Source organism: Corynebacterium sp. HMSC08F01 (genome assembly GCF_001807545.1).
Classification (GTDB): domain Bacteria; phylum Actinomycetota; class Actinomycetes; order Mycobacteriales; family Mycobacteriaceae; genus Corynebacterium; species Corynebacterium coyleae.
Genome location: NZ_KV789295.1, coordinates 1 through 24,659, shown reverse-complemented (window position 1 = coordinate 24,659; position 24,659 = coordinate 1). Strand labels below are relative to the sequence as shown.

Annotated in this window: 20 protein-coding genes, 1 tRNA gene and 1 pseudogene; 17 read left to right on the top strand and 5 right to left on the bottom strand. The window is 63.3% G+C overall.

The window, feature by feature from the left end; all coding sequences use genetic code 11:
- The first annotated feature begins 10 nt into the window (after positions 1-10).
- The 4 genes from HMPREF3171_RS04080 to HMPREF3171_RS04065 are packed head-to-tail and all read left to right on the top strand — an operon-like array spanning position 11 to position 9,515.
- A complete protein-coding gene (locus HMPREF3171_RS04080; protein WP_070483128.1) occupies positions 11-3,085 on the top strand; it encodes an ATP-dependent DNA helicase in 3,075 nt (1,024 codons plus the stop codon).
- Positions 3,078-6,374: an ATP-dependent helicase gene (locus HMPREF3171_RS04075; RefSeq protein WP_246815317.1), complete on the top strand. Its 3,297-nt coding sequence runs from the start codon at positions 3,078-3,080 to the stop codon at positions 6,372-6,374. Before HMPREF3171_RS04080 ends, HMPREF3171_RS04075 begins: the two co-directional genes overlap by 8 nt.
- Positions 6,371-7,474, top strand: a complete 1,104-nt coding sequence (locus HMPREF3171_RS04070) for a potassium channel family protein (RefSeq protein WP_070483126.1) — start codon at positions 6,371-6,373, stop codon at positions 7,472-7,474. The genes HMPREF3171_RS04075 and HMPREF3171_RS04070 overlap by 4 nt, the downstream gene beginning before the upstream one ends.
- Positions 7,464-9,515 (top strand): ATP-dependent DNA helicase UvrD2, encoded by a 2,052-nt coding sequence (locus tag HMPREF3171_RS04065; RefSeq protein ID WP_070483124.1) that lies wholly within the window; start codon positions 7,464-7,466, stop codon positions 9,513-9,515. Before HMPREF3171_RS04070 ends, HMPREF3171_RS04065 begins: the two co-directional genes overlap by 11 nt.
- Before the next feature lie 60 nt (positions 9,516-9,575).
- Here HMPREF3171_RS04065 and HMPREF3171_RS04060 read toward each other — a convergent pair whose 3' ends face one another.
- Complete coding sequence (locus HMPREF3171_RS04060; protein WP_083291951.1) at positions 9,576-10,409, bottom strand: hypothetical protein; 834 nt, start codon at positions 10,407-10,409, stop codon at positions 9,576-9,578.
- A 40-nt stretch (positions 10,410-10,449) separates the two neighbouring features.
- Here HMPREF3171_RS04060 and HMPREF3171_RS04055 point away from each other — a divergent pair, with 40 nt between their 5' ends.
- On the top strand, positions 10,450-10,944 hold the full coding sequence (locus HMPREF3171_RS04055; RefSeq protein ID WP_070451115.1) for a M48 metallopeptidase family protein: 495 nt from the start codon (positions 10,450-10,452) through the stop codon (positions 10,942-10,944).
- 36 nt (positions 10,945-10,980) lie between these two features.
- On the opposite strand, the gene HMPREF3171_RS04050 is transcribed toward HMPREF3171_RS04055, so the two are convergent.
- Positions 10,981-12,480, bottom strand: coding sequence for a zinc-dependent metalloprotease (locus tag HMPREF3171_RS04050; protein ID WP_070483120.1), 1,500 nt, complete (start codon positions 12,478-12,480; stop codon positions 10,981-10,983).
- 69 nt (positions 12,481-12,549) lie between these two features.
- Here HMPREF3171_RS04050 and HMPREF3171_RS04045 point away from each other — a divergent pair, with 69 nt between their 5' ends.
- Complete coding sequence (locus tag HMPREF3171_RS04045) at positions 12,550-13,662, top strand: YlbL family protein (protein ID WP_070483118.1); 1,113 nt, start codon at positions 12,550-12,552, stop codon at positions 13,660-13,662.
- Between the two features lie 3 nt (positions 13,663-13,665).
- Here HMPREF3171_RS04045 and HMPREF3171_RS04040 read toward each other — a convergent pair whose 3' ends face one another.
- Both HMPREF3171_RS04040 and HMPREF3171_RS04035 read right to left on the bottom strand, forming a co-directional pair.
- Positions 13,666-14,346 (bottom strand): hypothetical protein, encoded by a 681-nt coding sequence (locus tag HMPREF3171_RS04040; protein WP_141743337.1) that lies wholly within the window; start codon positions 14,344-14,346, stop codon positions 13,666-13,668.
- 38 nt (positions 14,347-14,384) lie between these two features.
- Positions 14,385-14,873 carry a PPA1309 family protein gene (locus HMPREF3171_RS04035; RefSeq protein ID WP_070451114.1) on the bottom strand — a complete coding sequence of 163 codons (489 nt, stop codon included), beginning with the start codon at positions 14,871-14,873 and terminating at the stop codon, positions 14,385-14,387.
- A 173-nt stretch (positions 14,874-15,046) separates the two neighbouring features.
- Between HMPREF3171_RS04035 and HMPREF3171_RS04030 the strand changes: the two genes are divergently transcribed.
- From HMPREF3171_RS04030 to HMPREF3171_RS04010, 6 genes are all read left to right on the top strand, one after another.
- Positions 15,047-17,953: a UPF0182 family protein gene (locus HMPREF3171_RS04030; RefSeq protein ID WP_244268764.1), complete on the top strand. Its 2,907-nt coding sequence runs from the start codon at positions 15,047-15,049 to the stop codon at positions 17,951-17,953.
- A 124-nt stretch (positions 17,954-18,077) separates the two neighbouring features.
- Positions 18,078-18,857: a glucose 1-dehydrogenase gene (locus HMPREF3171_RS04025; RefSeq protein WP_070422409.1), complete on the top strand. Its 780-nt coding sequence runs from the start codon at positions 18,078-18,080 to the stop codon at positions 18,855-18,857.
- 158 nt (positions 18,858-19,015) lie between these two features.
- Positions 19,016-19,089 (top strand) — tRNA-Met (locus HMPREF3171_RS04020).
- A gap of 465 nt (positions 19,090-19,554) precedes the next feature.
- Complete coding sequence (locus tag HMPREF3171_RS04015) at positions 19,555-20,577, top strand: DUF4192 domain-containing protein (RefSeq protein WP_034997552.1); 1,023 nt, start codon at positions 19,555-19,557, stop codon at positions 20,575-20,577.
- A gap of 161 nt (positions 20,578-20,738) precedes the next feature.
- A complete protein-coding gene (locus tag HMPREF3171_RS12055) occupies positions 20,739-20,882 on the top strand; it encodes a hypothetical protein (RefSeq protein WP_016456431.1) in 144 nt (47 codons plus the stop codon).
- 90 nt (positions 20,883-20,972) lie between these two features.
- Positions 20,973-21,404 (top strand): single-stranded DNA-binding protein, encoded by a 432-nt coding sequence (locus HMPREF3171_RS04010; protein WP_034997554.1) that lies wholly within the window; start codon positions 20,973-20,975, stop codon positions 21,402-21,404.
- Here HMPREF3171_RS04010 and HMPREF3171_RS04005 read toward each other — a convergent pair.
- Positions 21,401-21,829, bottom strand: a complete 429-nt coding sequence (locus HMPREF3171_RS04005; protein WP_256008564.1) for a recombinase family protein — start codon at positions 21,827-21,829, stop codon at positions 21,401-21,403. The two genes, HMPREF3171_RS04010 and HMPREF3171_RS04005, sit on opposite strands and share 4 nt — an antisense overlap.
- A 196-nt stretch (positions 21,830-22,025) precedes the next feature.
- Between HMPREF3171_RS04005 and HMPREF3171_RS04000 the strand changes: the two genes are divergently transcribed.
- The 5 genes and pseudogenes from HMPREF3171_RS04000 to HMPREF3171_RS11615 all read left to right on the top strand — a co-directional run.
- Entirely contained in the window at positions 22,026-22,571 is a 546-nt protein-coding gene (locus HMPREF3171_RS04000) for a TetR/AcrR family transcriptional regulator (RefSeq protein WP_034666346.1), read from the top strand.
- Positions 22,568-22,927: a DMT family transporter gene (locus HMPREF3171_RS03995; RefSeq protein ID WP_048733039.1), complete on the top strand. Its 360-nt coding sequence runs from the start codon at positions 22,568-22,570 to the stop codon at positions 22,925-22,927. The genes HMPREF3171_RS04000 and HMPREF3171_RS03995 overlap by 4 nt, the downstream gene beginning before the upstream one ends.
- A complete protein-coding gene (locus HMPREF3171_RS03990) occupies positions 22,924-23,253 on the top strand; it encodes a DMT family transporter (protein WP_003849969.1) in 330 nt (109 codons plus the stop codon). The genes HMPREF3171_RS03995 and HMPREF3171_RS03990 overlap by 4 nt, the downstream gene beginning before the upstream one ends.
- Positions 23,254-23,352: 99 nt before the next feature.
- A complete protein-coding gene (locus HMPREF3171_RS03985) occupies positions 23,353-23,667 on the top strand; it encodes an NIPSNAP family protein (protein WP_174232238.1) in 315 nt (104 codons plus the stop codon).
- 644 nt (positions 23,668-24,311) lie between these two features.
- A pseudogene (locus tag HMPREF3171_RS11615) lies at positions 24,312-24,596 on the top strand (transposase); the annotation flags it as partial.
- Positions 24,597-24,659: the final 63 nt, after the last annotated feature.

The following is a 24,659-nucleotide window of genomic DNA, read 5'->3' as shown; positions in this document are numbered from 1 at the left end:
AATCTCCTTTATGTTGTTTCCACACCCTTCACCAGTGCCTCCGGCAGCGTTAGAGCCGAAGGCGTACCTCGTGCCGCGCGAGCGCAACATCACCCCGCGGACCTGGGACAACCCGCTGCCTGAGGCCGGGTTGTGGAAGGTCACCGGCCGGCCCGGCTCAGGCGTGAGTAGTTTTCTTGTGGATACGGCGGCGGCCGCGGTGCGTCGTCACGCAGGCGCGGGGGACCCGGGTGGCATTTTGGTGCTGACGGACTCGAAGGAAACCGCCGGACGGCTGCGCTCGCAGTTGTCGGACACGCTGGCGCAGTCGGGGTTTGTTACCGATGAGCCCATGGTGCGCTCCGTGCACTCGCTGGCCTTTGCCATTTTGCGCTCGCATGTGGACGAAGAAATCCGCCTGATCTCCGGTGCGGAGCAGGACGCAGTGATCCGCCAGTTGCTCCAAGGCCAAGATGAGGATGGTCGTGGCTCGTGGCCGGAGGATCTGCGCCCGGCGCTTCCACTGGTCGGCTTTGCCCGTCAACTGCGTGACTTCCTGCTGCGTGCAGTGGAACGTGGTCTTGGCCCTGTCGAACTGGAGGAGCTGGGCAGCCGACATGGTGTGGGCATCTGGAGCGCGTCTGGCGAATTCTTGCGCGAGTACCAGCAGGTGATGGCGCTTTCGGGAGCGCGCAGGCTGTCCGCCTCGGAGCTGGTGGATCAGGCGGTGCGACTGCCACTGCCGCGCAGGTGGCACACGGTGATTGTGGACGATGCCCAGCACCTCGCACCCGCTGCCGGCGCGCTGGTCAAGCGCCTGCTGGATCAGGCGGACTTGGGTGTGGTCGGCGGGGACGAGGAGCAGTCGGTGTTCCACTTCCGTGGTGCGTCGCCTGAGTTCTTCCGCACCCTTGGCGGGCTGGAGCACACCACGATTGACCTGGGGGAGTCCAAGCGCGATCCGCGTCGCAGCGTGGCAATTGCGCCCGATTCTGCAACGCAACTGGCGGCGGTGGCGGATGCGCTGCGCCGTGCCCACTTCGAACACGACGTGGACTACCGGGATATGGCGGTGATTGTCCGCTCGACCACGGGCATTGATCCGGTGCGCCGCGCGCTGTTGCGCTCTGGGGTTCCGGTGTCGCTCAACCCGACGGACCTGGTGCTTTCGGAGCAGCGCCTGGTGGCATCGCTGTTGCTGGGCATCCGGGCACTGTACGAGGAGCTCACGCCGAGCGAGTGGCGCGACCTGCTGCTTGGGCCTGTGGGTGGTGCGGATCCGGTAACGCTGCGTCGCCTCATTCGTGGGCTTCGCCGCTGGGCACCTGAGCGTCGTGCCGAAGAGTCGCTGCGCGAGTTGCTGACGGATCCCGCCGGGTTGCCTGACTTTGATACGTGGTTGACCGACCGTGAGCTCGACATCCTCCAGCATGTGCGTGGCGTGCTTGACGCGGGACGCCAGGTCTACGCGGAAGACGGCAGCGTAGAAGAGATCCTTTGGGCGCTGTGGCAGGCCACGGGCCTGTCGAATCGCTTGTTGGCCTCGGCGCTGCGCGGTGGTGCGACGGGCTCGCAAGCGGACCGCGACCTAGATTCCGTCATGGCGCTGTTCGATGCTGCGGGCGACTACACGGAGCGCCGTCCCGCTGCCGGGGTGGAGTCGTTCGTGGACTTCATCCTGGAACAGGAACTGCCCACCGGTGTGCGCGACCGGCGCACCGCAACCCCCGATGCAGTGTCGCTGCTCACCGCTCACGGTGCTGTCGGGCGAGAGTTTCGCCGTGTCATCGTGGCGGGCGTGCAGGACGATACATGGCCAAACCTGGGGGAGACCGGCTCGCTGTTCCGCCAAGAAGACTTGATCGACCTGGTGGATCATGACGTGGATCCGGACGTGCCGGTCTCCCACACCGTGGAGCGTCTGATTGAGGAACGCCGCCTGTTTACCGTCGCCACCACCCGCGCCACCGAATACCTGCTGGTGATTGCGGTTGACGACGAAGACGCGGAGAAAGAAGGCGAACCCTCCCGATTCGTCGAGGAATTCTGTGAAGACCACGGCCTCACCCCGGCACGCTTGCGGCTGAGTTCGGCATCGCAGGCGGATCTTGGCGACGACACCGAGACGCTCGTGCGCGTGCTCGCCCACGACGATCTGGTGGCGGAGTTTCGCCGTGTGCTCACGGATCCTTCGGTGGATGAGGCGACGCGCTCCCAGGCTGCCCGACAGTTGGCGCGCCTGGCGGACGCGGGTGTGCTTGGTGCGGACCCTCGGCAGTGGTGGACCACCACGACGGTGTCTACGGATGAGCCGCTTAGCGCCAGCCCGACGCTGTCGCCGTCGCGAGTAGAAGGCCTGCTGAAGTGCCCGATGAGTGAGGTATTGCAGCGCATGGTGGGCCTGGACGAGTCGATGGACATGGTCTACGGCGTGATGGGCCACGCCTACCTGGAAGCGCTCGGCCGTGGTGTGGATCCGGACGACGCGTTTAACGCCGTGATCGCCGCACGCAAGGAGGTCAGTGACGCACCTGCGTGGAAGGCGCAGCGCGACATCGAGGAGTTTGAGCGCTTGCTGGAGCGCACCCGCACCTGGCTAGAAACGAGCCGTGGCGCGTTTGAACAGGTCGCGGTGGAAACATCCGTTGACGTGCAAGTCAGCGACAACGTGCGCGTCCGGGGTCGTGTGGACCGCCTCGAGCGCGACGGCGATGGTGCGCTCTACGTGGTGGATCTAAAGACCGGTGCGACGGCGCCCACGAAGAAAGAGATCGGTGAGCACGCCCAGTTGCTTACCTACCAACTCGCGCTGGCTCACGGCACGTTCGACGGCGAGCGGGTCGTCACCGCACGCGGGGAGTCGGACATCACCGTGGGTGGTGCGATGCTGGTGTTTCCGAAGAAGGACACCAAGGCCATCACGGTGCTTGAGCAGGCTGCCAAGACACCAGAGGAGCTAGCAGAGTTCGCCGAGGCTATCGATACATTGCCCGCCGAAATGACAGGACCTACGCTGCTTGCCACAACGGGGAAGCATTGCGATCGCTGCAGTGTGCGCGCCTTGTGCCCGGTGCAGCCGGAAGGGGAGATGATTCACAATGTTTAACCAAGAAACCATGTCCCCGAAGCTGCTGTCGCGCTACCTCGGGCAGAAGTTCCCGCCGACGGACCAGCAGGCGGAGGTTATCGGCGCCCAGCCAGGCCCGCTACTGGTTGTCGCAGGTGCCGGCGCCGGCAAGACGGAGACGATGGCCGCGCGTGTGGTGTGGCTCGTCGCTAATGGCTTTGCACGCCCCGAAGAGATTCTGGGTCTGACGTTTACCCGCAAGGCCGCCCAGGAGATGAAAAAGCGCATCCGCGACCGCCTGGCCACGCTAGCGCAGAACCGCGACCTGGTTGCGCGCCTCGACCCGTCTGGGGAATTAGCCAAGCGTCTAGAGGTCATCGCACCGCAGGTGTCCACCTATGACTCGTATGCAGGCACCTTGATCCGTGAATACGGCCTGCTCGTGCCGGCGGAACCGGACGCGCGGTTGATTACGGATGCGGAGTTGCACGCCATCACCACCGAGGTGGTGCGCAACTACGCCGGTTCGTTGCTGCCGGACGGGAAGAACCGTGCACTTGGCAGCGTGGTGCAAAACGTGCTCAAACTCATCACCGCGATGGGCAACGAACTTGCCACCCCGGAGTGGGTCACAGAGCATGCCCACGACTTCCTTGCAGAGACGGAGTCGTACCCCTCGGCGAGCAAGATCGAGTTTTCGAAGATTCTGCAGGGGTGGCGCGATATCCAGAAGGAGCGCGTGAACTACCTGCCGCTCGCACAGGCAGTGAACGAGGAGCTGCGTAAACGTGGTGTGATCACGTTCAACGAACAGATGTCTCTCGCGTCTGCGTTGGCACGTGATCATGCGGTGGTGGGGGCGTCGCAACGCAATCGCTTCCGCGTGGTCATGCTGGACGAGTACCAAGACACCTCGCACGCCCAGCGCGTGTTGCTGCGCAGCCTTTTCGGCGGAGCGCAAGATCCGGGCCTGACGGTCACGGCGGTGGGCGACCCGATGCAGGCGATTTACGGCTGGCGTGGCGCGACCGCGGCGAACTTGCAGGCGTTCGTAGAGGACTTCCCGCTTGAAGGCGGCTCACCAGCGCCGAAGTTGCAGTTGACCACCTCGTGGCGCAACCCGCCTGAGGTGCTGGATCTGGCCAACGGGGTGTCCGATGCGATCCTGGGCACCGACGAGACAAAGCGTGCCGTGGCACCGTTGGCGCCGCGCCCGGGGGCGGATGCTGGCGATGTCACGCTCGGGTTCTTTGGCACGCAGGCCGAAGAGATCGAGTTCGTCGCCGATGAGCTGGCGAAGACATACGCCCAGGCCCAGGAGGCCGAGGAGCCGTTTTCGGCGGCCACGCTTGTGCGCAAGAACAAGCACTCGCAACTCATCGCCGCAGCACTCGAGGCCCGCGGTGTGCCCTACGAAATCGTGGGCCTGGGCGGGTTGCTGGACGTGCCGGAGGTCGCCGATACGGTTGCCGTGGCCACAATGCTTGTGCGTCCCGACGACACCGCAGCAGCACTGCGCGTCCTCGGCGGGCCAGCTGTTGGGTTGGGCCTTGCGGACTTGCGTGCGCTGGCATCGCGCGCGAACAACCTGCGCGGCAAAGAAGACCACCGCGAAAACACGCAGCGTATCAGCGACCCCTACGCCCACTTGGTCAGCCAACTCGAAGAAGCCATTGCCCAAGCCGACGACATCAAGGCGCGCACCGACCGCCCAGAAGGGCTCACGGATGCGCTGGCGGATCTCGGCGAGCCGGAACGCTACAGCGAGGAAGGCCTGCAGCGCATGCGCGATACGGCCGCCAAGCTGCGTTGGCTGCGCACCCACAGCCTGGGCAAGCGACTGAGCGACCTGTTTGCGGACATCATCCACGTCTTCGGCATCCGCACCGAGGTGCTCTCCCGCCGCAGCGCGACGGGCGCGGTGCATCTGGATCGGCTGTTAGAGGAGGTAGCCAAATACCCCGGCGCAGGCCTCGATGGGCTGCTGGACTACTTCGAGCTCGCCCGCGAGCACGAAGACAGCCTGACCCCGGGTGCGGTGACGGTAAAGGAAGACCGGGTGCAGATCATGACCGCCCACAAGGCGAAGGGCCTGGAGTGGGATACCGTTGCGGTAGTGCACGCCGATTCGGAGACGTATAAGCCGAAGACGGAAACCTTCCTCACCTTCGTGCAATTCCTGCCCACGGAAACCTACGGCGATCCGGAGATCTTCCCGGAGTTCGGCGAAGTGGACACGCGCACCGACTACCAGAGGGCGGGCGAGGCGTGGAAGAAGCACGTCACCGCGGACCTGGCGGAGGAAGCAGCGCGTCTGTTCTATGTTGCGGTGACGCGCTCTGGCGGGAAACTCATCGTCACAGGTTCGCGCCGTAGGCCTGACGTGGTCAAGGAAGCAGCGCCGTACGAGCACTTCGCCACCATGCGCGACGTTGTCGCACCCGAGTGCGTGGTGGTCTGGAACGACGGCACGGATGCTGAAGCAGACAGCGATACCGACGCCAGCGCCGACGCTCTTGTCGACGACGGCGAGCGCACCGGCCGCTGGCCAAACTACGCCCCGCTGGCCACGGACGAAGCAGCCGCGCAGGCGGTCAACGCCGCGCGCGAGAACCTGCCAAAGTTCGTAGACGGCGAACTGTTTACCCTCTGGGAGCGCGACGTCTCTGCACTCATCGAAGAACACGAGCAGGCCCAGGCCGGCGACGTCCCGGTGGTCATGCCGGGCGAACTGACCGCGTCCGATGTGGTGGCGCTGAAGGCCGACCCGGTGCAGTTCGCGCGCCGGGCACGCCGCCCAGTGCCGTTTAAGCCGAACACTTACGCCAAGCGCGGTACCGCCTTCCACGAGTGGTTGGAGGAGTTCTACGGTGCACGCCCGTTGCTGACCGAAGACGAACTTCCCGGCGGGGATGAGGCTGAGGTGGATCGTGCGGTGCTGGAGCGGCTCAAGCGAAACTTTGAGGCCAGTGAGTGGGCGTCGCGCACCCCGACGTTTGTGGAGCATCCCTTCGAGCTCGCCGTGGGCGAGGGCGTGGTCCGCGGACGTATGGATGCCGTCTTCGAGGATGTGGACGGCTGGACCGTCGTGGACTGGAAGACCGGCGAGAAGCCGAAGCGGGATGCGATGGAAGCGGCGCAGTTGCAGCTTGCGGTTTACAAGGCGGCTTGGGAGCGTATCTGTGGTGACGGTCGTCCGGTGCGCGCTGTATTTTTCTACGTGCGCACCGGTGAGACGTATGCTCCGCGTAGTCTGCCCGATGCGGCAGAACTCGAAGAGCTACTCAGCAGATCTGCTGAAGGCAAGGGTAAGGACGAAACGGAATGAAACTGCGCAGGGTTTTTACGCTGAGCGCGAACGCCGCGGATCAAACGGCGATCCCGGTGCACCACCTGCTCGATGTGGTCAGTATCCCGGCCCTCGAGCGGGCGACGCCGTGGTCGTTGATCGCGCGCCGGTTCGGCTACGCCCTGCTGCTTATCGTTGCCGTCGCGATCGTCGCGTTCATTGATCGCAATGGATACTCCGAGCCGTTGACGTTCATTGACGCGTTGTATTACTCGGCGGTGACCCTGTCTACCACGGGCTACGGTGATATCACTCCGGTGACGCAGTCGGCCCGAGTCATCAACATTTTCTTCGTCACTCCGGCCCGTGTGGCCTTCCTGATGCTCCTCGTCGGTACGACTTTGTCGGTGCTGACGGAGGATTCCCGTAAGACGCTGCAGATCCAACAGTGGAGGAATACCGTGCGCAACCACACCATCGTTATCGGCTACGGCACGAAGGGCCGCTCGGCGGTCGACGCATTGGTGGCAGGCGGTGCGTCGCCGTCGTCGATTGTTGTCATCGACCCAGACCCGGCTGCGCTCGCCGTCGCGGAGAAGCACGGTTTGGTCACGGTGCACGGCAATGGCACCAAGTCGGATGTGCTGCGCATTGCGGCGGTGAGCCGTGCGCGTTCGGTGATTGTGGCGCCGTCTTCGGACGATACGGCCGTGCTGATCACGCTGTCGGTGCGTGAGTTGGCGCCGAGCGCCATGATCGTGGTCAGTGTGCGAGAGGGTGAGAACCAACACCTGCTTATGCAGTCGGGCGCGGACTCGGTGGTGGTCTCCTCCGAAACGGCCGGACGTCTGCTTGGCATCGCAACGGTGACCCCGCCCGTGGTGGAGATGATGGAGGATCTGCTCAGTCCGGACGAAGGCTTCGCGGTGGCAGAGCGTCAGATCGCGGACGACGAGGTTGGTGCGAACCCGCGCCACTTGGCAGACATCGTGCTTGGCGTGGTGCGCTCCGGTGAGCTCTACCGCATCGATTCCCCCGAAGCAGAAACGGTCGAGCCGGGCGATCGCCTCCTGTACGTGCGCATGAACACCCCGGATATCCGCCGCCAGGCGGAGAAGGCAGTGCGCGATGAGGATTGATCTGAACGTGCTTGATAGCGACCAACGTGTCGCCGCCGAAGCACCCCGCGGGCCTGTGTGCATCCTGGCGGGTGCTGGCACGGGTAAGACGAGGACGATTACGTATCGCATTGCCAACCTGATCGATCGCGGCACGGTCGCCCCGAACAAGGTGCTCGCCGTGACGTTTACCCAGCGCGCGGCAGGGGAGATGCGCGACCGTCTGCGCACCATGGGTATCGGGGGAGTGCAGGCGCGCACGTTCCACTCCGCGGCCATGCGGCAGTTGCAGTACTTCTGGCCGCAGATCGCCGGTGACCTGCCGTGGCGGCTTTTGGATAACAAGTTCCCGTTGGTCGCCCGCGCCGCGCGCGCCGGTGGGCTGGATACGGGCAAGGAAATGGTGCGCGACCTGCTTAGCGAGATCGAGTGGGCCAAAGCCAGCGTGATCGGCCCGGAGGATTACGCCGCACGCATCGCCGATACCCCGCGCACCCCGCCGACGGATCCGCAGCGTGTGGCCCAGGTCTACCGCCTCTACGAGGAGGCGAAGACGAGTCCGGATGGCATGCTGCTCGATTTCGACGACCTGCTGCTGCACGTCGCCGGCGCGCTTGAGAACGCACCCGCGGTGGCGGAGGAGTTCCGCGCCCAGTACCAGACCTTTGTGGTGGACGAGTACCAAGACGTCACCCCGCTGCAGCAGCGCGTGCTGGAAGGCTGGCTGGGTGATCGCGACGATCTGACTGTGGTGGGCGATGCCAACCAGACCATTTACTCGTTTACCGGCGCCACCCCGGATTACCTGCTGAACTTCTCGCGCACCTACGAGCACGCCACAGTGGTGAAATTGCAGCGTGACTACCGCTCCACGGTAGAAGTCACCGAGTTGGCCAACACCGTCATCGGCAAGGCCAAGGGTCGTGTCGCCGGCACTCGCCTGGAACTGGAGGGCATGCGCGGGCGCGGTCCGGCGCCACAGTTCAACGGCTACGACGACGAGCCGTCTGAGGCCCGCGCCGTGGCCCGCGCGATCAGGCGTTTGCTTGACGACGGCGTCCCCGCCCGCGAAATCGCCATCCTATACCGCATTAACTCCCAGTCGGCCGCGTTTGAAGGGGCGCTGGCCGATGCCGGCATTGCCTACCAAGTCCGCGGCGGGGAAGGGTTCTTCCACCGCGCCGAGATCCGCGAAGCCATCGCAGCCCTGGTCCGTGCCGCCCGCCGCACCGACCTGCCGGACGACCCGGTGGCGGTCGCCCGCGCCGCGCTCGCACCCATCGGCCTGACCCAGACCGAACCCGAGGGCGCCCAGGCTCGTGAGCGCTGGCAGTCACTCAGCGCGCTTGTGGATCTCATCGAGGAGATCGTCCGCACCCGAGAAGCCGAGGATCTCCCGCAGGTGTTGCGCTCGTTGCGCCAGCGCGCAGAGGCCAAGCAGCCACCCGCTGTGGACGGGGTGACCCTGGCCAGCCTGCACGCCGCGAAGGGCCTGGAGTGGGACGCAGTATTTCTCGTTGGCCTGGTGGAGAACACCTTGCCGATCTCGCACGCGATTAAGGCTGGCGACGACCAGATCGAAGAGGAACGCCGCCTGTTCTACGTCGGGGTGACGCGTGCGCGTGAGCACCTGCACTTGTCGTGGTCGCTGTCACGCCAGGAAGGTGGGCGAAAGAACCGGTCGCGGTCGCGCTTCTTGGACGGCATCGCACCGGAACTTGATGTGGAGCGCTCCCCGGAACGCCTCAAGCGCAACCGCCGCTGCCGCGTATGCGGCAACCCGCTGTTCAGCCCACCAGACAAGGCGCTTGGACGCCACGAGGAGTGCGAGCCGAGTTACGACGAGAACGTGCTCGCCGCCCTGAAACGCTGGCGCCTCGACGTCTCACGCGCAGCGGGACGCCCGGCTTACATGGTGTTCTCGGACGTGACACTCATGGCAATCGCCGAAGCCATGCCCGCAAACGAGACGGAACTGCTTGGCATCTCCGGCATCGGGCCGGTGAAGGTGGAGGAGTACGGCGCGGGCGTGCTTGCAACGCTTGAGGAGCACCGCCACTAAGGCGGGTCCCAGCCTCGCTAGCCCAGCCGCGCCACCCCAGCCGCGCCAGCCCAGCCAGCGCTAGAAGCACATCGGGCAGTCCGGGTGCGACGGCACCCGCTGCGACACCACAGGCACAGGCGCGAACGGGTCTGCGACCACCACGTCACCAGCCACAGGTGTCGGCGCCGACACCCCGGGCGGGTCGGGCGCACCGGCAAGCCTGCCCGCCACCGTCGCTGCCGCCACCGCACCGGCCGCCAAGGACACCGGCTCGGCCGCGATCGCCGGCGGGAGGTGCTCCTCCACCTGGGCGATGTTCGGGTCCCGGTCCAAAAGGTACAGCCGGGCGCACACCGGGCACGGCCCAGACGGAGCGCACACAGGGCCGACGACCACGCGCGCGTCGAACTGCGTCACCGGCACCACAGGGCCACGCCGGCCACGGGTCGCGGCGGCGATCTGATCCACCTCGGCAGCACAGTTCACGGCAAGCACCGGCAGGTGCGGCTCGTGGTCCAGGAGGAACTTGCTCACCGACTCGTCCTTCATCGGGCTGCGCGTCACCACACCACGGCGCGACAGCAGCAGCGTGATCTGGGAGGCCAGCGCGTCGCGCCCCACCACCAGCACTTGTGGGGTGGTGGTGGGGATGAGGAGCCGGTAGGTGATGAGGTCGTCGATAAGACTGCGCGCACGCGCCTCACCGAGATGCACCGCAAGGGCTGCGACAATGGTTTTGAGCATCCGCGGATGTGTCAGCGAATCAAGGACTGTGACCACCTCGTCGGCGCTGGGCACGGTGATGAGCCCGGTGCGTGTCGCGTCCGCCCCGAACTGGATTGTTTCTGGCGCGCGTACGAAAACGCGGACGCCGCGCGCAAGTTGAATGCGTGTGTGTTCTTGGATTGCCACGTGTGTTCCACCCCCGCGTCGCATCCTACAATGTTGCGCTATGTCTGGGATGCAATATCGCGTGATCCGCTCCGCCCGTCGTGCGAAGACGGTGCAGGCCAGGGTGGTTGGCGGGGTGGCGGAGATCCGCATTCCGGCGCACTTCACCAAAGCGCAGGAGCGCGAGATGGTGGAGCAGATGCTGGCCAAGTTGGAGAAGAAAACGTCGACGCGTTTGCTTGACGACGACTCCCTACGCACCCGCGCCGAAACCCTGAACAAGGAAATTCTGCAGGGGCGGGCAACGATTGGTTCGGTGCGGTGGGTGTCTAACCAAAACACGCGCTGGGGCTCCTGCACCGTATCGACAGGTGATATCCGCATCAGTGATCGGCTTCGCGACGTGCCGGCGTACGTGCTGGACGCGGTGCTGGTGCACGAGTTAACGCACACCTTCATCCCGAACCATTCGGCAGAGTTCTACGCCTGGGCGGATCGGGTGCCCAAGGCGGAGCGCGCCCGCGGGTTTTTGGAGGCCTACCAGCGCTACGGCTAGGGCAGAGCGCAGCCCCGCCGCGCGGCCAGGCAGCGCCTACAGCTCCGTGCCGTCCTGGCTGCCGTCGTCTTTGCCGTCGCCGTCTTCGCGCTTCAACTCCGGGTTGTTGCGCAGTTCCTCTTCCAACTTGGCAAATTCGTCGTCGAGGTCGGTGTCGGGGGCGTCGTCGAGAAGCGTGTCGATGAAGGACGCCGGGTTGTCCAGCTGCTCGCTGGACGGCAGGAGGTCGGGGTGCTCCCAGACGGCGTCGCGACGATCCACGCCCACAGCGGTGCCTGCGCGACGCCACAGTTCGGCGGCCTCACGGGTGCGAGGGGCTGCGAGTTCGATGCCGACGATGTTGGCAAAGGCCTGCTCAGCAGAACCACCGGTGGCGCGGCGGCGTGCCCACGCCTCGGCGAGTTGCGGGGTGGTGGGGATGCGTTCGCTGAGGGCTTCGTCGACGACGACGTCAACCCAGCCTTCAACAAGCGCGATCAGGGTCTCCAAGCGGGACGTAGAGGCGGCGTTGCGGGTGCCTACGCGCGGGGAGAGGTCCTCGTCTTGCAGGCGCTGCATGGCCTCCTGGATCTGTGCAGGATCGCCACCATCCAGGTTCAGGTCGCGGACGGCCTCTTCGATGTGGGAGGTGTCAATCTGCAGGCCGGCGGCGTATTCCTCCACGGAGGACACGAGGCGCTCGACAAGCCACGGCACGTTGCGGAACAGGCGCTGGCGTGCGGCCTCGCGTGCGGCGATGTAGACCATCACTTCCTGGCCCGGCAGGTCCAGACCCTTGGAAATCTCCGCGATGTTGCGCGGCAGGACCGCACCAATGCCGGCGGGTGCGACAGGCAAGCCGAAGTCAGTGCCGGTCAGCGCCTGCTGGGCAAGATCGCCCAGTGCGTGGCCCAACTTCATGCCGAACTGCATGGAGTTCATCTGGTTAACCATGCTGACCATCGGGCCCATCATCTCGCGGGCCTCTTCGGGCATGGTGTCTAGCTGGGCGCGCGCCATGTTGGCGGCGACCGGGTTGACCAGGCGCTTCCACATCGGCATGGTCTGCTCCAGCCAATCTTGGGCGTTCCAGGCCTTGGCCTGTGCCTGGCTGGCGGGCAGTGCGGTGGCACCGTCGAGCCAGAGCTCCGCTAGGCGGAAGGACTCCTCGGCGGCGCGGGAGTCTGCCTCGCTGACCGGGTTCACCCCGGCGATGCGCTGGCGAGCCATGCGGGCGGCCAGATCGAAGTTGACGGCGTCGCCGTCCTCCTGGGCGTTCATGGAGGAGCCCATGCCGGAGAGCATTTGGCCGAACTGATTCAGGATGTCGCCAAGCCCGCCAGCACCAGCGCCACCAGCGCCACCAGCGCCACCAGCGCCGCCGGGGCCACCGAATCCACCGAACCCGCCGGACCCAAAGTTTCCGCCGAAACCGAAGGCTGCAAACGGGTTGGTCGGCTCGCCACGCCCGTTGTCGTTGTTGTTGCCTTCGTTGTCCCTGCCCTCGTTGTCGTCGTTGCCGTCGTTGGGAAAGGAGAATCCGAATCCGTTACTCATAGGCGCCACAATACAGCTGCACAACGGCGCGGGTTGGAGCTGCTGGTTGCTGCGCTAACATGTGCCACCATGACGAACGCGCATACACCAGCGGACGCGGCAGAACACACGCCCGCGACCAAGACAGCGAACAAGCGTTTTTCCACGCTGGTGTGGGGTGCAGTGCCTATCGCGTTGCTTGCGGTGGGGATGACGATGGACCACATTCCCGGCACGGACATCAAGCTCACGGTGCCGTACGCGGCGGAAGGGGCGGGCCCGACGTTTGACACGCTCAGCGAGATCCAGGGCACGCCCGTGGTGGACATCGAGGGTGCGGAGACCCTCGACACCGGCGGGCAGCTGAATATGACCACGGTGTCGGTGCGCACGAATATGACGTTGGGCCAGGCGTTGGCCCGCTGGGCGGTGACGAAGGACACGCTGGTGCCGATCGAGCAGGTGATGCCGGCGGATCGCAGCGAGGAAGAAACGCGCGAGTTTAACCAGCAGATGTTTGTCGCGTCGGAAGCGTCGGCGACGGTTGCGGCGATGCACTATCTGGGCAAACCCACAACGGTGAACATCCATGACGTGGTCGAAGGCGCTGCCGCGGACGGGACGTTGCAGCAGGGTGACAAGATCCTTGCCATCGACTCCACTCCGGTCGCCAAGCCGAGCGCGGTCCAGGACGTGGTCTTTGCCAAAAAGCCCGGCGAGACGGTGGATGTGACCATCAGCCGCGACGGCAAGGAAGAGACGAAGACCATCGAGCTGAAGGAGAATCCGCACGAAAAGGGCAAGCCGATGCTTGGCATTCTCATGGATTCTGAGCCCGCCGATGGCCTGAAGGTGCACTACAACCTCAACGACATCGGTGGTCCGAGTGCGGGCATGATGTTCTCGCTGGCGGTGATTGACAAGTTGACGCCAGGCGAGCTCAACGGGGGCAAGTTCGTTGCCGGTACCGGCACGATTAACGACGACGGCGAGGTCGGCCCCATCGGCGGCATCACCCACAAAATCCGTGGCTCGCGCGATGAGGGCGCCGAGTTGTTCCTCGCGCCGAAGGGCAATTGTGATGCGGTGAAGCGGGCCGACGCTGGTGATATGACCGTCGCTGCCGTGTCCACCCTCCAGGAGGCAGTGGATGCGATGGAGGCGTTCGCCGCAGGCCGCGACGTGCCAACTTGCGACGGCTAAGGGTTAGGGCTTCTTCGCCAGGCCGAGTTCGTAGATCCGCTGGCGCGGGTCCTCCTGGTCGGAGGAGATCAGTTGCTGCATGACCAGGCCCTCGCGGTTATCCACCACGGTGATGATCGCGGAGGTGCCCAGCGTGGACCAGCCGACTACGCGGTCGCCGGAGTCTTCCACCACGCGCGAGGAGCGCAGCTCAGTAAGAAGTTGGGTCGAGGAGGCCGCCTTCGATTCGGAGTCGAAGAATTGGAACTGGCCAATCTCGTCGCCCTGGCAGTCATAAGATCCGCTGATCCCACCGGCGCCGCAGCCTTCGAACTGGTCGAAGAACTCCTCAGGCGCAAGGGAGGCGAAGCGCTCGCGTACCTTTTCCAAGGTTGCCTCTGCAGACGAGTCCGCTTTCTCCCGCTTCGAGGAGCTTGTGCTTGTCGACGACACCGTCTCGGAAGCCGACTCCGACTCCGACGCCGTGCCAGATTCAGACGCAGCGATGGTAGTTGTCACGGAGGTGGTCGTTTCAGGCGTGGTCGTCTCCGAATCCGAGGAGGTGGTTGGGTCCTCGCTGATGTACGACGTCGAGATGGGGCTGCTGGTCGCGTTGGCCTCGTCGTTATCGCCACCACCACAGGCGGCAAGAGACAACGAGCCGACAAGGACAGCGGAGGCGATTGCGCGGCGGGACACAGACACGGTCAGAAGCTCCTTGGGTTGGGTTTCGGCTGTCTAGCTTAAACCAGGTCGTCCGGGTCCTGCTCAAGGCCGTAGCGCAGCGCAGCGATCACACCCGGGGCGACATCCGGGCCGCCACGCAGCTCAATGTCGTCCTGGGCGAAGGGGCCGCGCTCCTCCAACTCCTCATCCGTCAGGCGCATCTGCAGCAGGGTCTGCTCGATGTCTTCGGTACGCAGCACGCCGGAGAACAACCGCGCCGGGCGCGCCTCGGCATCCGCCGGGGCAGAGGCGTCGCGGAAGAGGATCTCCTGCGCCAGGATCACGCCTTCAACCTCACGCGGCCAGGCCAGGCGGGTGACATACTCGCCGAGCTCCTCGGAACCGGGCAGGATATTCTCCGGCAATTCCTGCACAACCAGGGTGAGGGGGGAGGAGTCGTCGAGGGTGCCCAGCTCGTCGACAAGCAATTGCGTTGGTACCAGACCGAAGAGGGTTGGCGGGGCGTCCCAACCTTCGGCGTGGACGAAATCGACGGCCTCCATCATGGCCTTATTCAGGGCTTGTTGTTCGCGCACGGGAACCTTTCCGGATTGTTGGCCGTTAAACTTTCTAGGCTGTAATGCACATAGACGTTGGACAACACTATTCCTAAGGAGCAGGCTTGGCTACCCGCCTCACCCGGCCACAACCACGGTCGCAGAAACCGAATAAAGGCCTCATGGTCACACTCGGTGTACTCGCCGCACTTTTCTTCCTCCTGCCAGTGCTGATCGGTATCTATACCGATTTTCTCTGGTTTGGGGAGGTTGACTTCCGCGGTGTTTTCAACCGAGTGATCCTCTTCCGTGTCGTGCTGTTTGTCATCTTCGCGCTGCTTGGTGCAGCCGTCGCATGGGCAGCGGCACGGATTGCGTGGCGTGGCAGGCAACAAGACAGCGGCGATATTTTCGGCGAGACCTCGCAGCAAGCGCAGTACCGCGCCGCCGTGCAAGACGGTGTGAAGGGGCTGCTGACCTGGGTGCCGGTGATCGTGGGCATCATGTCTGGTCTTGCTGGCCAGCGCATGTGGCGTGTGTTCATGATGTGGTTCAACGGTGGGGACTTTGGCACCACCGACCCGCAGTTTGGCAAGGATCTTGGCTTCTACGCGTTTAGCCTGCCGGCAATCTCTGCGATTGTGGGCACGCTGTCCATGCTGCTCGCCGTGGCATTTTTGATCGGTGCGGTGGGCCACTACATGCTCGGTGGCATCCGCATTGGCAACAACGTCACCGGAGTCAAAGGCATGGTGTCCAAGCCGGCACGCATCCAGCTCGCCGTCACCGCAGGCCTGTGGATGCTGACCAAGGCCGTGACCTACTGGCTGGACCGCTACTACCTGCTATCCAGCCAGAATGACATCTTCACCGGTGCGTCCTACACCGCGGTCAACGCGATGCTGCCCGCGAAGATCATCCTCACCGTCATCGCTGTGGTTGTCGCAGCGGCGTTTTTCGCCTCCATCGTGTTCAAGGACTTCCGCGTCCCAGTGCTGGCAACGGTGCTCATGCTGGTGTCCTCCATCGTGGTGGGCAACGTGTGGCCGGCGCTTTTGGAGCAGTTCTCGGTCAAGCCGAACCGTCAGGCCAAGGAATACGAGTACATCGGCCGCAACATCGAAGCCACACGCGAGGCATACGGGCTGACCGATGACAAGGTCACCTACATGGAGAACTGGGGCGGCAACACCTCAAACACCGATGTGGCTAAGGATGCGGCGACGATCTCCAACCTGCGCCTGCTGGACCCGGACATCATTTCCCCGACGTTTACCCAGAACCAGCAGCTGCGTAACTTCTACGGCTTCCCAGACCAGCTGGCCATGGACCGCTACGAGGTCGACGGCCAGATGCGCGACTACGTTGTCGCCGCGCGTGAGATGGACCCGAACGCGCTGAGTGAAAACCAGCGCGACTGGATTAACCGCCACACCGTGTACACCCACGGCAACGGCTTTGTCGCAGCGCAGGCCAATACTGTCGACGAGGCCGCGCAGGACGCCGGCTCCACCCGCGGTGGCCTGCCAATCTTTACCGTGTCCGACCTGCAGGCCAACGCCGCCGCCAAGGAGGCCGGCGAGGCTGAAGAGCTGGGCATCAAGGTAGAAGAGCCGCGCATCTACTTCGGCCCGGTGATCGCCTCTGCGCAGGATGGTCTGGACTACGCCATTGTGGGCGATAACGGCCAGGGCCCGGTGGAGTACGACACCGACAACTCCACCTACACCTACACCGGCAAGGGCGGCGTGGACATCGGCAACCCGATCAACCGCGTGGCCTACGCCGTGAAGTACCAGGAACTGAGCTTCCTGCTGTCCGACCGCGTTGGTGGCAACTCGAAGGTGCTCTACGACCGTGACCCGCGCAAGCGTGTGGAAAAGGTCGCACCGTGGCTGACCACCGACTCCAAGACCTACCCGGCTGTTATCGACGGCCGCGTGAAGTGGATCGTGGACGGCTACACCACCCTGTCCCAGCTGCCGTACTCCACGCGTACTTCCCTGCAGGACACCACGCAGGACGCGCTGAATCCGGACGGCACCACCCAGCGTCTGATCACCGACAACGTCGGCTACATCCGCAACTCCGTCAAGGCCACCGTTGATGCCTACGACGGCACCGTGGACCTCTACGCGTTCGACGAGTCCGACCCGGTACTCAACGCGTGGATGAAGTCCTTCCCGGGCACCGTGCGCCCGAACTCGGAGATCTCCGACTCCTTGCGTGACCACCTGCGTTACCCGGAGGATCTGTTCAAGGTCCAGCGTGACCTGCTGGCGCGCTACCACGTGGATGACCCGGGCGTGTTCTTCAACAACGACGCCTTCTGGTCTGTGCCGAACGACCCGACCGCACCGGAAGGCCGCGACCAGCTGAACCAGCCGCCGTACTACGTGGTGGCCGCTGACCCGGAGACCAATAAGCCGTCCTTCCAGCTGATCACCCCGTTCCGTGGCCTGAACCGCGAGTTCCTGTCCGCACACATGGCGGTGTCTTCTGATCCGGAGACCTATGGCAACATCACCGTGCGCGTCCTGCCGACGAACACCCAAACCCAGGGTCCGAAGCAGGCTCAGGACGCCCTGATGTCCTCCGACCAGGTGGCGCGTGACCGCACCCTGTGGGAGGGGACGAACGATCTGAAGAACGGCAACCTGCTCACCCTGCCGGTGGGCGGCGGCGAGATCCTCTACGTCGAGCCGATCTACTCGCAGCGCAAGGACCAGGCCTCGGCCTTCCCGAAGCTGTTGCGCGTGCTGGTGTTCTACCGCGGCCAGGTGGGCTACGCCCCGACCGTGTCCCAGGCGCTGAAGCAGGTGGGTATCCACTCTGACGCAGCCCAGGAAGTCGAAGTGGTGGACGAAAACGCACCACAGGGTGAGGCTGAAACTACCCCCGCTGAGGAAAACAAGGAAGCCACACCGGAGGGTGATAACGCGCCGAAGGTAAACCGTGACGAGGCCCTGAACAGGATCAATGATGCTCTTCGTAACCTGGAGAGTGCCCGCAACGGCTCCTTCGAGGAGTACGGTCGCGCCATCGACCAACTCGACCGTGCAGTGGCTGAGTACCAGAAGGCGCAGTAACGGGTTATAGTTATCTCGTCCCCCCAGGACCGGGTGCATCGCGCGAAGTGGGCGCGCGATGCACCATTTTTGTATCTAGCATGGTGTTCACAACCAACTCTTTGAGAGAAAGGCTGGATAGACCATGGGACGTTTTGACGGAAAAGTAGCGCTTGTGACCGGTGGTGCATCGGGAATGGGCGCAGCAGACTGCAAACTCTTCGTCGAAGAAGGCGCAAAGGTTGTCATCGCTGACCTCAACGAAGAGATCGGCGGGGAACTGGCAAACGAGCTCGGCGACAACGCAATTTTTGTGAAGCTCAACGTTGCCGACGAACAGGACTGGAAGGACGCCATCGCGGCGACGAACGAGGCGTTCGGCCGCCTGGACATCTTGGTGAACAACGCCGGCATCCTTCAGATGACGGGAGTGGAGGACACCACCCTGGAGCAGTTCCAGAAGATCATGGCCGTCAACGTGGACGGCGTGTTCTTGGGCATGAAGTACGCCATCCCGGAGATCCGTAAGCAGGGCGGCGGCGCGATCATCAACATGTCGTCCACCGCGGGCCTGGAAGGCCAAGTCAGTGCGACCGGCTACGTGGCATCCAAGTGGGCAGTGCGCGGCATGACCAAGACGGTCGCCGCCGACGTTGCCGACGAGAACATCCGCATCAACTCCGTCCACCCGGGCGCGATTGCAACCCCGATGACGGCAGATTCCCTTGTAGAGGGTGCACCGCTTCCGCTCGCAGCAGCGAACCGTCCGGGCCGCGCCGAGGAGGTTGCGAAGACGGTGCTGTTCCTCGCGTCCGACGACGCGTCCTACATCAACGGCGCAGAGATTGCTGTCGACGGCGGCCTGACCCTGGGCGCCTCGAAGCACATCTACGGCATCCTCGGCCAGCTCGCTGCCCAGCAGTAACGGCAGTAGTAGCGGTAGCTGCAGTAGTAGGGAAGCCCCGATAATTGGATCGCACCAAACCGTTGTGAACAGGCGGTTTGGTGCTCTCTGTCGGTGTATGTATAGTAAGTCCACGTTGCCGGTTACGGCGACAGGCGAAAATCACATATTGCGCCCGACGCGGGGTGGAGCAGCTCGGTAGCTCGCTGGGCTCATAACCCAGAGGTCGTTGGTTCGAATCCAGCCCCCGCTACTAAGATAAGGCCCCTACCAGTGGAAACGCTGGTAGGGGCCTTCTTCATTTTGTGATCGGATCGCCATTTGGTGCACTAGCTGGTGCACTAGGGTCAAAATCCTGCACCAAACGGAACTGCGACGCTCCAACGACGCGGCGCAGGTTTTCGGTGCATTGCTTAGTGATTGCTAGGGCGGCAGCAACGAAGGAACGCCACGGGAGTCGGCAGTTCGAGGAAAGCAACTGCGAACTGCTGTGCAAGTCTCACAACCGCGCCAAAGGTAACGCTTAACCAGCGGCGCCGCGGGGATCTAACAATGCTGCGTCGCTAGCGCTCGCACCCAGCGAGCGAGCATCAGGCTGCGCTAGCGACGCCGAGCGCACAAAGGCACTGCACTGCGGGGATACGCCTGCGACCGGCAGAGCCGGACTGAATACGGGATTGACCACGTTCACCCCGTATTCGTGCAAAGGAGCACTGCCATGTCCACTCATTCCCACACGCTTGCATCTCACGGCGAGATCCTCGCGAACCTCCCCGGCATCCTCGGCTTCTACCCGAACAACTCGCTGATCCTCGCGTTCTTCGTCGACGACGAGGGCGTCGACACCGTCCGCCTCGGCCCGGTCGCGCGGTTCGATCTGGACGAGGCCGTGGAGAAGCTCACCGAGAGTCGCGAGCGGTTCGCAGCGTGGGTCCACCACCTCGAACTCGACGCTGTTATCGCGTACATGATCAGCGATGACATTGCGCAGCCGGTCTTTGACGAGACGGCCACGTATCTCACTAGTGGGGCAGTGCACCTACCGCCGCTGCTCGGGGTGGTGCAAGTGCCCGAGATCGTCACCGGGGCTGCGTGGTGGTCTGTGTACCAGCATCCGCTCATCGACGAGCCGCGCCACGGCGTTGTCGGCGAGGTCGCCGCATCGGCGGCGCTGCGGCAGATGCTAGAGCACACCGGCGAGCTGCCGGAGCCGAGCAAAGACGACATCGAGGCACGCCTGAACAGCACCGATCACGGCATCGACGCTGCCGAGCACGCCGACATCATCGAAGACGCGCTGGCGTATATCCCGCCCATGTTCTCCGACGTGCTGCAGCGTGAATACGAGCAGGCGGCGGCAGGAATAACCCAGCCGAGCACGCGCGCTGTTCGATCGGCGCTGAAATGCTTCACCACGCCGCGCTTGCGAGACGCGCTGCTCGCGGCGCTGCTCGATGACCCGCAGGCGGGCCTACGGTTCGCGGAGCAGGTTATGCGTGCTGTCCCGACCAGCTGGCCAGGGATGCGCGCGCAGCTCACCACCACGGTTGCCGTGCTTGCGCACGCCACAGGCCAGCCGGGACTAGCTGGCGTGGCCGCGCACCGAGCCACCGAGATCGGGCCAGACGAGAACTTCCCGTCGTTGGTGGCGAAGCTGACCGACATCGGCCAAGGCGAGCGGATGGTCGAACTCGTCCGCGAGGGCGCCGAGAAGACCCGCACGATCTTGTTCACCGAGTAGCACCACACACCCCGTTGCAGCGATGCAACGGGGTTTCTTTTTTTCTCGTCGGCCGTGGCTTGCGACAGCAGACACTTCAACGAGGCAGGGGAGCGACCCCTAGACAGCAGAGCTGTCTCCAACAGACGGATTGACCACCAATCCGAACAAGGAGGCACGTGATGCGCGACATCACCCACACCGACCTGGAACTGCTCTACCAGCTCGCCGACGGCATCGACGGCGAGGACGCCGATCCGGGTGCAGCACAAGAACTGCGCGACCTAGAGGCGGCAGGCACGCCGCTGCCCTGGGCAGTGCTGTAACGACAGCGCAACCCCCCGCAGCAGCAAAGCAGCTGCTTCAACACCCACATTGCACGGCAATTCACACCCACCCACATAAGGAGAACCATCATGTCCAACCCCTTCAACAACGGCACCATCGTCGGCAACGCAGCTCGCGCACCGAAGCTGTTCGAGCACGCAAACGGCGGTGCGACGGTGAAGCTCAGCGTCTATGCGCGCAACACCTTCAAGAACAAGGCCACCGGCAAGGTGGAAAGCGAGATCGTGGAGCTGACCGGCTACGTCCAGGACGCGAAGAACCCCGGCGTGTTCGGCTGCATCGGGTCCGGCGACCGTGTCGCAGTGAGCTACTCGCTGAAGACCGACGTCTACACCGACAAGGACGGTGTGAAGCACTACCCGCTGGTCGCCCGTATCGACACCGTGCAGCTGATCGACTCCAAGAAAGAGTCCGCTGCGCGCGCAGCCCGTCGCGGAGGCGAGGCGGCGAACGCCGCCCTGGCTGGCGCTGACGCCGACAACGACGAAGCACCGTTCTAACAACGACACCCCGCAGGGAAACCTGCGGGGTTATTTTTTTCAACTATTTCACGGTGTTGATCCAGCTCTTTCACGGCCTTACCCAACTGAACAAAACCCAACAGCCCTAGCATCAGCTTGGCGATCGGGGTGGAGTCTTTTGAGTAGGTCTGTCCCTCCTTGAGGAACTTCACCGACACTCCTTTGCTGACTAGCTCGTCAACAATGGCGTACAGATCCGTCAGTGAACGCGCGCACCGATCCATCGACGTGACGACAAGCTGATCTCCTGCACGGACATATCGCATTGCTTCATCAAGTCCAGGGCGCTCACGCGATCCACCACTGGCCTTATCCGTGTAATAGGTGAAGACCTTCTCTGCCTTGAGTTGTTCAATCTGACGATCAAGGTTCTGATCTTTCGAACTCACCCGGGCATAGCCCACCTTTTGTCCTGAGATCGCCCCCAACTGTTCAGTGATCTCCAGAGGCAGTGACGGTTCTGTTCCGTTAGTCTTGGAACTAACCCTAGCGAACAGGAAGTTTTTTCATTCACAAATTGTTCGCTTGGGGTGTACCCCAGGTGCCCCTACCAGCGCCCGCAGTTGAAGGCTTCACCTACCAAATGGTAAAGTTAGCTATATGCGAACCAGTCAGCGCTCCGAGATCCTGGAAGCTGCCCTCCGCGTCATGAACGCAGCGGAGGGTGGCGACATTACCCTTGACGCAGTGGCCCACGAGGCCGGGCTCACCAAACCGGGATTGCTATATCACTTCCGCAACCGCGACGTACTGCTCGCCGCGATCGTCGACCACGCTGCGGCCAACGTCGAGAACGACATGACTGCCACCCTTGGCAAGCCCCTCGAGAACGCCAACGCCACCGAGCGGCTCCTGAGCTACGTTCACGTCGCCGCCCACGGGGCCGCCAAGCGCGCCGAGTTCATCATCTGGGGCCAAGCGACGTATCGGCCCGAACTCACCGAACCGTGGACTACGCGGATGGGCCGCTGGCTCGAACTCCCGGACGATCTCGACGCCGCCACCCGAGCCAGGCTGACCACCGCCCGACTCGCCGCCGACGGACTCTGGGGCGCCCAGGCCACAGGTGTGTCCACCCTCCACGGCGCGGATCTCGAAGCCGTCGTCTCCAGCATTCGCTCCCTGATCGAAGGAACAACCCCATGAAGCAGTGGTTCCTGCTCGCTGGCGCCATCACTACCGAAGTGGCGGCGACGCTGTCTCTCAAGGCGGCGCTCAATCACCCATCCTGGTACATCGTGGTTGCTGCCGGATACATCGGCACTTTCGTCTTCCTCACCTTCTGCCTGCGCGAAGGAATGCAGATCGGCGTCGCCTATGGCATCTGGGGAGCCAGCGGGGTCGTGCTCGCCGCCGTGCTATCCGCCGCGATTTTCGGTGAACCTCTGACCGCTGTGATGGGTCTTGGAATGGTTGCGATCATCAGCGGTGTCCTCACCGTCGAACTCGGCTCCCAGAAAGCTCAGCAAACCGCAGCCCAGGAAGCAGGAGTCAACTCATGAGATGGATCTTCCTCGCAGGCGCCATCTTGTCCGAAGTCGTCGCGACCATGTCGCTACGAGCCTCCGACGGTGGCCGGGTGAAGAAATGGTTCATCGGCGTCATCGCGGGGTATCTCGTGGCGTTCGTCGCCTTAAGTCTCGCCTTGGCCGACGGCATGGCCCTTGGCGTCGCCTACGGCATCTGGGCAGCATCCGGCGTAGCTCTCACCGCGATCCTCGCCCGGGTCATCTTCCACGAACCCCTCACCCGAACCATGGCCCTCGGCATCCTCCTCATCGCCGTCGGAGTTCTCACCGTTGAACTCGGCGCCAACTTGGCGAACTGACGCATTTCTGCAGGTAAACCAGGCAGATTGGTGTGCTGCACCACGAGGCGCACAGACAAAGGCTCCCCAATGAGCGCCTGTGGGCCTAGCGTTGTGGATGTGATCACCTGTGTCGTCCACTACACCATCGACCCCGACCAGATCGCAGCCTTTGAACAGTTCGCCCGCGCTTGGATGCGGCATGTCGACGAACACGGCGGCACCCACCACGGGTACTACCTACCCGCGGAAGGTGTGAGTGACCGTGCGGAATCCCTGTTCAGCTTCCCCAGCCTGGCTGCCTACGAGCAGTACCGCACCTTGTTCGGCACCCACTCGGACTTCATCGCCGCTGACCGGATTCGAGACGAGTCCGAGTGCGTCCTGCGGTACGAGCGCACCTTCATGCGGCCGCTCCTACCCCAGGGACACTGAAAGGGACTCCGGCAGCACGCTCGGCACAACCCACAACGCCGCAGGTCAGCGCGTACAGATGGGTGTACGCTATACACACATTAGGACCTTAAGGCATAGCTGCAGCTACTTTCGCCTTACTACCCATGAAGATAGTTGGAAGGAAGTTGAGTGATATTCATGACTGGTTCAAGTTATCGATCAAGAGTATTTGGATATAATTTTAGTCGGATCGTACTTATCTTCGCAGTACTCTTATTGTGTGTCTACTTCTTGACCAGAAGAGATCAAACCGCCTTTATCACATGCGGTCTTTTAGTGTCTCTGGCAATTTTCTTTAATGTCGGGGTGTTGCTGAATGATGAAATCCTTCGGATTTCAGTTCTTGGCATTCCAGTTAGCAACGTTCGTTTGGAATCTCTGAAGGGGGCGGAGATCCTTCCCTCGGGCCCCATACTCGAATCCCAAACGTTTGGGGTTCACTTCCTGGATGGCACTATTTCATTCCATGCCGGTTCTGCAAATATCCTCCTACACCGCAATATCGGAAGACCCATTCGCTTGACGGTTAAAGACCCAGAGGAATTTTTACACCTCCTAGCGGAGAACTCCGCTATTCGACCCGCTTCTCACAGTTAAGCCCCCGGTGCCGACACAACTGGCAACCAAAAGCATACCTCGAAGAGCTACTCACTCAAGCATCACCCGATCTGACGCGTCAGATGCTCGGTGATTTCATCAACCAAATTCTATCTTCCCAAGACGATACTGTCGGCAGCGCTGACTACGGCACCACCAGCGACAACCGCGTCAACCACCGCAACGGCTACCGCCACCGACTACTGGATACACGGGTCAGCACCGTCGATGTGGCTATCCCGAAACTACGCCACGGTTCCTTCTTGTCTGACTGGCTGTTAGAACGACGAACCCGTAGCGAACGTGCCATGTAGATAAGCCTCTGGGCACTAAAGTACCCAGAGTGAAGTGCCCCGGGTTTTGTTCCTAGGCGT